Below are 9,005 nucleotides of genomic sequence, written 5' to 3' on the forward strand. Positions count from 1 at the left end.
ATAAAAAGTTTTTCACGCCCTCCAACAAAATCACGAAGCGTTTACCCGGAAATACCTGAAGTCCCGGGAAGATGAAGCGCAGGCATTACGTTTGGAAAGTAAGCACCCCTGGACCCTCAAAAGATTTCAGCTGAGTACAGGTTTATCCGACGAAAGGGTTATTAAATTCGCCGTCCAGCTCTGAACGGTGATGCACATGGTGGTTAGCCTCGCCGGAAGGGACGTTCTCTGCCTTCAGGACTTCACGAGGGAGGAGATTGAGACCATTCTCAAGACGGCCGAGATGATGAAGATTTGGAACAAAATCGGCAAGCCGCACCGTGTTCTTGAGGGAAAAACCCTCGCCATGATCTTCCAGAAGCCCTCAACCAGGACGAGGATATCCTTCGAGGTCGGCATATACCAGCTCGGAGGCTACGGTCTCTACCTCAACGCCAACGACCTTCAGCTCAGGCGCGGTGAGACGATAGCAGATACCGCCCGCGTCCTCAGCAGGTACGTGGACGGAATAATGGCGAGAGTTTTTGACCACAAGGACGTTGAGGACCTCGCCAAGTACGCGAGCGTCCCGGTCATCAACGGCCTCTCGGACTTCTCCCACCCGTGCCAGGCTTTAGCGGATTATCAGACCATACTCGAGAAGAAGGGCAGGATTCAGGGGCTTAAGATAGTCTACGTTGGAGATGGAAACAACGTCGCCCACTCCCTCATGATAGCCGGAACCAAGCTTGGAGCGAACGTCGTCGTTGCCACGCCCGAGGGCTACGAGCCGGACAAGCGCGTCATCAAGTGGGCCGAGCAGAACGCGGCCGAGAGCGGCGGAAGCTTCGAGCTCCTGCACGACCCGGTCAAGGCCGTCAAAGATGCAGACGTCATCTACACCGACGTCTGGGCCTCGATGGGACAGGAGGCCGAGGCCGAGGAGAGGAGGAAGATATTCCAGCCGTTCCAGGTGAACAGGGAGCTCGTCAAGCACGCGAAGCCTGACTACATCTTCATGCACTGCCTCCCGGCCCACCGCGGCGAGGAGGTCACCGATGACGTCGTCGACTCACCGAACAGCGTCGTCTTCGACGAGGCCGAGAACCGCTTGCACGCTCAGAAAGCTGTTATGGCCCTCGTCATGGGTGGGATAAAGGTTTGAGGGCCTTTCTTTCCTTTTCTGTTGCTGGGCGAGATATTTCAAAATGCCCCCGGAAGTCTTAAATATTCGAATCGTGTTTATTATAATCATGATCCGTAAATTCGTGGACAGGAAAGGGGAACTTGAGGCACTCGAAAAGGCGTATCAAAAGGGTGTGAATCTGTTCATCGTCTACGGGAGGAGGCGGGTTGGCAAGACGGCACTCCTCAGAAAGTTTCTTGAGGACAAATGGGGCATCTACTTCCTATGCTCACAGAGGGGCTATGAGAAGGACGTTGAGAGGTTTTCTGTAGAGGTCAGCAAACTGTTCAATCTGCCCCTAAAGTTCAAAGATTTTGGGGAAGCCTTTGAATTTCTGGTGAAGCAAGGAAAGCTCGTGGTGGTAATCGACGAGTTTCCCTACCTCATTGAAGCATACAAGCCAATAGTCTCTGTGTTTCAGCGCATAGTGGACTTAACGCTTGAGAATTCCGAGATTATGCTCGTTCTTTCAGGTTCAAGCGTTGGAATGATGGAACGAGAGGTTTTGAGTTACAAGGCCCCCCTGTATGGGAGGGCAGGGGGGATAATGAAGGTAAAGCCGTTCCGCTTTTTCGACATGGTGGAGTGGTACGGGGGAGACTTTGAAAAACTCGTTCGCATCTACGGTGTCACATGGGGTGTTCCGAGGTACATGGAGCTGATACGGGAGGGAAGCGATGAGGAGATAATCCAGAACTTCTTCGAACCAACGGCGTTCCTCTTCAACGAAGGGAGGCTTCTTCTGATGGAGGAGCTGAGAAGCCCAACGACCTACGGCCAGATAATAGAAGCGATAGCCCTAGGGAAGACGCGATTAAGTGAGATAGCGAGCTATGTTATGATGGAGCCGAAGGACCTGCCGGCTTACCTGCGGGTTCTGTCCGACCTCGGCATCGTGAAGAGGGAGACACCCGTGACCAAGAAAACCGCCAAGAGGGGAATCTACGTCATTGAAGACGAGTACTTCAGGTTCTACTACCGCTTCGTCAGCCCCCACTACGAGGAGATAGAGGCATTGAACCCGGAGCCGGCGATAGAGGACTTCCGCAGGAATTTCAACGCGTACCTCGGGAAAACCTTCGAGAAAGTGGCAAGAGAGTTCATAATTCGGCTGATTAAAGGGCAGGAGATCCCCACTTATACCAGATTCGGCCGCTGGTGGCACAAGGGTGAGGAGATTGACCTCGTCGCCCTGAACGAGCGTGAGAAAAGGGTTCTGTTCGTGGAGGTCAAGTGGAAAGACCTGAGCGAGAGGAAAGCGCGGGGGATTCTCAAAGACCTGAAGAGAAAGAGTAAGCTCGTCGGTCTCGATGATTGGGAGAAAAGCTACGGTCTTGTGGTGAAGGACGTTGAGGAGAAGGCAGAGTTGAGAGCGGAGGGCTGGCAGGTTTGGGATTTGGAGGACTTCAAAACGTGATGCTTGGGGGGTGGAATACCTCCCATACTCAATGTCAGATGTGGCCACACACCACTCAAACCCCCCGTTGTGAAAGCCGGTTTTCATAAATGGTGCAATCTATGAAAGTGCACTTTCATAAAATGGCCGTTTTGTGAAAATTGGCTTTCACAAAACGAAGTATTTTAAACCCCTCTCCCTACTCCCCATCATGCTTGAAAGGTTGTTTTCCCTCGGCTACTCAAAGACCTTCGCGGAGCGCTATTACGAGCTCTGGGGCGAGAGAGCCTTAGCGATAGCGGAGGCGATGGAGAGGCCCCTGCCAAGGTGTTTCCGCGTGAACACGCTCCGCATCGAGGTTCCAAGGCTCACCAAGCTCCTCAATAAGAAGGGCTTCCAGTTCAGGCGCGTCCCCTGGGCCAGGGAAGGTTTCTGTCTCACGCGCGAGCCGTTCTCGATAACCTCGACCCCCGAATACCTGAGCGGACTGCTCTACATTCAGGAGGCGAGCTCGATGTATCCGCCCGTCGCCCTTGAACCCGGACCCGGTGAAACCGTCGCGGACATGGCCGCCGCCCCAGGTGGGAAGACGAGCCACATGGCCCAGCTGATGGAGAACAGGGGCATAATCTACGCCTTCGACGTCGGCGAGGAGAGGCTCAAAGAGACGCGCCTGAACCTCTCCCGCCTCGGCGTCACCAACGCCGTGCTCTTCCACAAATCCTCGCTCCACATAGATGAACTCGGCGTCGAATTCGATAAAATTCTTCTCGATGCCCCCTGCACCGGCTCCGGGACGATACACAAGAACCCCGAGCGAAAGGCAAACAGGACGATGGACGACGTCAAGTTCTGCCAGGGACTGCAGATGAAGCTCATCGAGAAGGCCCTCGAAGTCCTGAAAAGGGGAGGGGTTCTCGTCTACTCCACGTGCTCCCTCGAGCCGGAGGAGAACGAGTTCGTAATCCAGTGGGTTCTTGATAACTTCGACGTTGAGCTCCTGCCCCTCCGCCACGGCGAGCCGGCTTTAACGAAGCCCTTCGGCGTTGAGCTGAGTGAAGAAATCAAAAAGGCGAGGCGCTTCTACCCGGACAGACACGGCACGAGCGGCTTCTTCGTGGCGAAGATTAAAAAGCTCTAATCCCTGGCTTCACTTACTAGGACTTCCTCTATCCTGTGCAGTCTCTCCAGGACGTCCCCGCTGAGATTCTTCTCCAGCTCCTCACGGGCGGCCTTGGCCAGCTCGAACTTTGAGTCGTACTTCCCGAGGGACGTCCAGTGAATCTTCTTGCCCTCTACGAAGACGTCGATGTCGCAGAGGCGCTTGTAGCCCCTGTACTCCAGCCCCTTCAGGAGGAACTTGACGCGCACCGGGTCCTCCCACGTCAGGAGCTTGAGCTTGTAGACGGGAACGCGCATGAAGGGCCGCGGGTAGTCCCAGTCCCAGCCCTCGCCGACGACGAAACCGAGGTCGAGGTCCTCGATCACCATCATGAGACGCTCTATGTTCTCCTCATAGCGCTTGTCAGTGTCGTAGATTTTAATCGTAATCTCGTTCCACTCGGGCATCAGCTTAAGAAGCAGAACGGGAAGGTCGATGCTCAGCTCGCGGTAGACGCTCAGGAAGTCCCTGCGGACGAGGACGGCACCATCGATGTCCTCCGGCCCGATCGGAGAGTTGAGCTTCTTCCGGGTCACGCCGATTATCGTGTCCCCGGTCTCGCCCTCATCGAGGGCGGTTCGTATATCCATTATCACTCCGCCGTACTTTTCGGAGAGAAGCTTCAGGCCCTCCTCCACCCTGCTGGGTACCCTTATGAAGATCAGCGTGCTCTCGACGTGAACCTTCTCAACCGGCAGGCCCGCGTTGATTATTCCGCTCAGGACGACCGGGGCGTGGAAGCCGATAAGAAAAGCCGTCTCCGGTGGAATCGTTTCCTTCTTCCACTCCTCAGTAACGAAGACTATCGTCTCGAACTCACTGCTCATCTTTATGGCCTCGTCGGTTGGCATCTCCTCCACTCCAAACATCTCCGCCAGGGCTCCGCGGACGGCTTCCGCGTGGGGAGTCCTGAGGAAGAGGATCGAGGGACCGAAGCGGAGTATCCTCATCACAGCCCCCTCCACATTTTGTATCCCCTGTCAAAGTCCGTCCCGCCAGGGTACTTCACACGGTACGTCCTCCTGCTCGGAAGAAGAATGAAATTGACGCCGAGAACACCATTCAGGCCCCTCTCAATGAGCTTGAAGTTGTGGCCGTAGAGTCTGAAGTCGGCATTGAGGTTCACGACGTCCTTCCACGTGTGACCGAGGGCAAGCTTTGTCCCCTCTATCTCGACGACGGTTCCAGGATCGACCACGGATTCGCCAAAGAACTCATTGACGGTTTCGTAATCGTCCTCGTTTCCCGGAACGACGTAAAGCTTTGCGCCCGAGGACTTGAGAACCCTAGCCAGCTTTCGGACGGCCCCGATGTAGAGGGGCTTTAATTCCGGCCTCCTCTCCAGCTTTATGTTGTCCGCCAGATCGCCGGTGTGAACTATGTGATCCGGCTGGGTTTTCTCAATAACCTCACCGATGAAGCGGTAGACGCTCTCCGGTGTGTCGCTGACGTGCATCACCTTGGTCTCGTCAGAGGAGGCGAGCAGGTCGAGCACCTTCTTCCTGAAGAGGGGGAGTCTTATCGGCATTGAAATAAGTTGGGGCAGGGCTTATATATACCTTCTCTAAGTTACTTCTGGGGGTTAGCATGAAGGTTCTCGTTCTCGGTGCTGGAAACGTCGGGAGGGCCATAGCCTGGGACTTGAGGGAGGAGTTCGAGGTTCACGTGGGCGATGTGAGCGAGGAGAGGCTGAAGGCGATTTCTGAGTTCGCCACCCCGGTAAAGGTGAACGCGACGGACTTTGACGAGCTCGTGGAGGTCATGAGAGGCTTCGAGCTGGTGATCGGGGCGCTTCCGGGGAGGTTTGGCTACCGGGCCGTCAGGGCGGCAATACGGGCCGGCGTCGATATGGTCGATGTCTCATTCATGCCCGAAAACCCCCTGGATCTCAGGGACGCGGCCGAGGAGGCAGGGGTTACGGTCATCTTCGATGCGGGCTTTGCTCCGGGGCTCAGCCATATCCTGATGGGGCGCATCTGGCAGGAGATGGACGAGCTGAGGGAGGGCTACATATACGTCGGGGGGCTCCCGAAGGAGCCAAAGCCACCACTTTATTACAGAATCACATGGTCACCTAAAGATTTAATCGAAGAGTACACCCGCCCGGCGAGGGCAATCCGGGACGGTGAGGTTAAGGCCGTGGACCCATTCGAGGAAATTCGGGAGGTAAAGGTGGGCGGCTTCGAGTTCGAGGCCTTTCTCAGCGACGGGCTGAGGAGTCTGCTGGAGAGCGTTAGAGCCGGGAAGCTTGAGGAGTGGACCCTCCGCTGGCCGGGACACCTGGAGAAGATGAGGATTCTGAGGGAGCTGGGCTTCTTCAGGCCGGAACACGTCGATAAGACGCTCGAGGTCATAGCGCCCCTGATGAGCTACGAGAGCCCCGACTTTTCGATAATGCAGGTCCTCGGAAGGGGAACGCTGGACGGGGAGGAGAAAGAGATAGGATACCTCCTCTACGACGAGGAAAGGGACGGATTCACGTCGATGGCCCGCGTTACCGGCTTTACTGCAGCCGCGGTGGCTAGGATAGTCGCAGAAAGTGGCTGCATATTCGGCGTCATTCCCCCCGAGATACTCGGAATGCGCATAGACACCTTCACAAGGATAACCGGTGAGCTTGAGGAGAGGGGAATAAAGCTGGAGAGGTGGGAGAATGCTCCATCTGGTGATAGCTGAGGCAGAGCTTGAGCTTGTTCCGAGGGCAATAAGGGACCACCCGGCCATCGTCAATTATGCCAGGAGGAGGGGCAAAAAGCCTGAGGAGGTGCTCCTGGACAGCACCTATCATCACTCCGCGCTGAAGAAGTTGGACGACGGGGAGAGGCGCGGAAGGCCAGACATAGTCCACATCTGCCTGTTGAACGCCCTCGAGAGCATAGCCAACAAGGAGGACAAGCTGAGGGTCTACGTGCACACGAGAAACGATGAGGTTATTCACATCAAACCAGAGACGAGGATTCCAAGGAACTACAACAGGTTCGTCGGACTGATGGAGAGCCTGTTCAAGAAAGGTGCCGTGCCCGAGGAGCTGGAGCTTCTGAGGCTGGAAAGGAAGAGCCTCGGGAAGCTGGTGGAGGAGATAAAGCCGGACGGCGTCTTCGTGATGCACGAGAGGGGCAGGCTGGTAAAACCACCGGAGTTCGGAAAGATTCTTGCAGACCTCGAGAATCCCCTCGTCATAGTCGGGGGTTTCCCCCACGGTGACTTTAGAAGTGAAACACCATGGGAGAAGATAAGCCTTTACAATGTCCCGTTGATGGCATGGACAATTGTGAACGAGATAATCATCAACTTTGAGCACTGGGTTCTCTGATCCTGGCCAAAGGACTACACAATGTTTTTATATTTTGCCGCTGTTTACTTTTCTGCCGCTCTAGATCAATACGGAAAAAGCGATATCGGAGGTGCCGGTTCATGCGAAAAATAAGCTTCCTGATGGCGTTTTTGATAACCGGATACATCTTGGGAATATGGAACTTCCTGGTTCTACCGAAGTACTACATAACCTTTGGACTTAAGGGATTTCTAATCTCCCTCGTCCCGATGCTGGTGGCGATGTTCCTCATTTACAGTGAGGCAGAGAGCACCAAAAAAACCCGCTACCTAATCTACGAGCTGTTCTTCAAGATAGCTAGAACACCAGCACTGATATTCACCCTGCTGATGTTCCTGATGATAATGCTGGGCGTCACGACCTACTATTCCGCATACGGGATTGCCCTCCTCGCCGGAGTGGGTTCGATTTACGTGCCGGTTATCGCAGTGGGAACCGTTCTGCTCTCGGTGTTTCTGCTGGTGATGGCCAAGGGCAGAACCCTAGAGTTCATATCGATCATATCAATCCTCTTCGTCCTCTTCGCCATAGTCTCTGCGGTTCTCATCAGGGGACAGGCGCTTGACACCGTTACCGACCCGCAGGCCGTTCAGTACATGGAGCGCGCCGTGTCAGCGATAACTTCCCTTGACCTGCCTCTCACCACAAAGGGAATCCTCTTTATGATCGTCTCAGTCTTCATCTCCTTCGGCCTTGGAACTGGAGTTTACTACGTCATAGGCAGCTTCACCCCCGAGGAGCTCGACCTTAAGAAAGTTCTCGCGGCGGTGTTCGTACTCCAGATAATCCTGAGCTTCGCGGCGGCCTTCACGGTCGCCTACTCCATAGGCGCCGCTTACCAGGCGTACGGCGAGGCCTTCCAGAATCCAGACATTCCAGCGGACGAGTCTATGAAGCTCTTCCTGAAGTTCAACGACCTAAAGGACTACGCCACCAACAGCGAGAAGAGCCCAATGGATTCCATCGAGGTGTTTTACTCGATTCCCGAGATACTGAGGGGCAACGTGCCCAACGACACCACCCTCATAGCCCTGCTGATGCTCTCCCTCTACCTCGCGGGTCTGACCACCATAATAGTCCTCATCGAGATGGGAAGCCAGATGCTATCGGAGGTCATGCAGCTCGGCAGGGGGCAGAGCCTGGGCTTCGTTGCACTCCTGGGAGCCATAATCGCGGGCTCGATGGTCATAGGGGACATTAGAACAATGTTCGTCGTCGTTCCATTCGCAGTGGCCGCCCTCATAGCCGCGGTTGAAGGCTACCCTCTGCTCTCTTCAGAACTGACCCACAACAAGGCGATAATCGCGGCAGTGATGGTCGTGCTCTTCGTCAGCGGCATGGCGGTGCTCTACTACTCCCTGACGGCTCCCAAGATGCCGGTGAAGATAGGTGCCCTCCTCGGCCTGGTTCTCCTAGTGCCGGTTCTCATGAACAACATGCTCCTGAAGTCCCGCCGCTGAGTTTTCCCGTTTCAAAAATTTTTTAAAGACCCTTCCCAATCGGTTTTAGAACGCTTATTAGGAGGTCTGAAAAATGGGAGACAAGACCAAGGTTCAGGTTAGCAAGCTCAAGCCGGGAAGGTACATACTCATCGACGGCGAGCCCTGCAGGATAGCCAACATAACCGTTTCCTCGCCCGGAAAGCACGGCTCCGCCAAGGCCAGAATCGAGGCCGTTGGAATCTTCGACGGCAAGGTCAGGAGCATTGTCAAGCCCACCAGCGCCGAGGTCGATGTCCCGATCATCGACAAGAGAACCGCCCAGATCATCGCCATGACCCCCGACACCGTCCAGATCATGGACATGGAAACCTACGAGCTCTACGACATACCGATCGAGACCGGCGTCGCCGACGAGATCAAGGACCAGCTCAGGGAGGGCATCAACGTCGAGTACTGGGAGACCCTCGGCAGGATCAAGATCATGAAGCTCAAGGGCGAGTGAGCCT

Annotated in this window: 9 protein-coding genes; 7 read left to right on the forward strand and 2 right to left on the reverse strand. The window is 55.2% G+C overall.

The genetic code is table 11. The annotated features are described in order from the left end of the window. The first annotated feature begins 196 nt into the window (after positions 1-196). From argF to CL1_RS01290, 3 genes are all read left to right on the forward strand, one after another. Positions 197-1,144 (forward strand): ornithine carbamoyltransferase, encoded by a 948-nt coding sequence (gene argF / locus CL1_RS01280; RefSeq protein WP_048151711.1) that lies wholly within the window; start codon positions 197-199, stop codon positions 1,142-1,144. 88 nt (positions 1,145-1,232) lie between these two features. Further along, positions 1,233-2,582, forward strand: coding sequence for an ATP-binding protein (locus CL1_RS01285; protein ID WP_048151713.1), 1,350 nt, complete (start codon positions 1,233-1,235; stop codon positions 2,580-2,582). Positions 2,583-2,772: 190 nt separating this feature from the next. Continuing rightward, the gene (locus CL1_RS01290; RefSeq protein WP_014788109.1) at positions 2,773-3,702 is read left to right on the forward strand and encodes an NOL1/NOP2/sun family putative RNA methylase; all 930 of its coding nucleotides are present in this window, start codon (positions 2,773-2,775) and stop codon (positions 3,700-3,702) included. On the opposite strand, the gene CL1_RS01295 is transcribed toward CL1_RS01290, so the two are convergent. Both CL1_RS01295 and CL1_RS01300 read right to left on the reverse strand, forming a co-directional pair. Next, complete coding sequence (locus CL1_RS01295; protein WP_014788110.1) at positions 3,699-4,673, reverse strand: hypothetical protein; 975 nt, start codon at positions 4,671-4,673, stop codon at positions 3,699-3,701. The two genes, CL1_RS01290 and CL1_RS01295, sit on opposite strands and share 4 nt — an antisense overlap. Next, complete coding sequence (locus tag CL1_RS01300; RefSeq protein ID WP_014788111.1) at positions 4,673-5,251, reverse strand: metallophosphoesterase family protein; 579 nt, start codon at positions 5,249-5,251, stop codon at positions 4,673-4,675. Before CL1_RS01300 ends, CL1_RS01295 begins: the two co-directional genes overlap by 1 nt. Before the next feature lie 59 nt (positions 5,252-5,310). On the opposite strand from CL1_RS01300, the gene CL1_RS01305 reads away from it, so the two are divergent. From CL1_RS01305 to CL1_RS01320, 4 genes are all read left to right on the forward strand, one after another. Continuing rightward, entirely contained in the window at positions 5,311-6,399 is a 1,089-nt protein-coding gene (locus CL1_RS01305) for a saccharopine dehydrogenase family protein (protein WP_014788112.1), read from the forward strand. Then, complete coding sequence (locus tag CL1_RS01310; RefSeq protein ID WP_014788113.1) at positions 6,377-7,036, forward strand: 16S rRNA methyltransferase; 660 nt, start codon at positions 6,377-6,379, stop codon at positions 7,034-7,036. Before CL1_RS01305 ends, CL1_RS01310 begins: the two co-directional genes overlap by 23 nt. Positions 7,037-7,137: 101 nt before the next feature. Further along, positions 7,138-8,517, forward strand: coding sequence for a sodium-dependent transporter (locus tag CL1_RS01315; RefSeq protein ID WP_014788114.1), 1,380 nt, complete (start codon positions 7,138-7,140; stop codon positions 8,515-8,517). Positions 8,518-8,590: 73 nt separating this feature from the next. Beyond that, a complete protein-coding gene (locus tag CL1_RS01320; protein WP_014788115.1) occupies positions 8,591-9,001 on the forward strand; it encodes a translation initiation factor IF-5A in 411 nt (136 codons plus the stop codon). Positions 9,002-9,005: the final 4 nt, after the last annotated feature.

This window comes from Thermococcus cleftensis, from assembly GCF_000265525.1.
Classification (GTDB): Archaea; Methanobacteriota_B; Thermococci; order Thermococcales; family Thermococcaceae; genus Thermococcus; species Thermococcus cleftensis.

Excerpts from the sequence above, each read along its gene's own strand:
- CL1_RS01290 (WP_014788109.1), top strand. The coding sequence starts at position 2,773 with ATGCTTGAAAGGTTGTTTTCCCTCGGCTACTCAAAGACCTTCGCGGAG.
- CL1_RS01310 (WP_014788113.1), top strand. The coding sequence starts at position 6,377 with ATGCTCCATCTGGTGATAGCTGAGGCAGAGCTTGAGCTTGTTCCGAGG.
- CL1_RS01320 (WP_014788115.1), top strand. The coding sequence starts at position 8,591 with ATGGGAGACAAGACCAAGGTTCAGGTTAGCAAGCTCAAGCCGGGAAGG.
- CL1_RS01300 (WP_014788111.1), bottom strand. The coding sequence starts at position 5,251 with ATGCCGATAAGACTCCCCCTCTTCAGGAAGAAGGTGCTCGACCTGCTC.
- CL1_RS01295 (WP_014788110.1), bottom strand. The coding sequence starts at position 4,673 with ATGAGGATACTCCGCTTCGGTCCCTCGATCCTCTTCCTCAGGACTCCC.
- argF (WP_048151711.1), top strand. The coding sequence starts at position 197 with ATGGTGGTTAGCCTCGCCGGAAGGGACGTTCTCTGCCTTCAGGACTTC.
- CL1_RS01315 (WP_014788114.1), top strand. The coding sequence starts at position 7,138 with ATGCGAAAAATAAGCTTCCTGATGGCGTTTTTGATAACCGGATACATC.
- CL1_RS01285 (WP_048151713.1), top strand. The coding sequence starts at position 1,233 with ATGATCCGTAAATTCGTGGACAGGAAAGGGGAACTTGAGGCACTCGAA.
- CL1_RS01305 (WP_014788112.1), top strand. The coding sequence starts at position 5,311 with ATGAAGGTTCTCGTTCTCGGTGCTGGAAACGTCGGGAGGGCCATAGCC.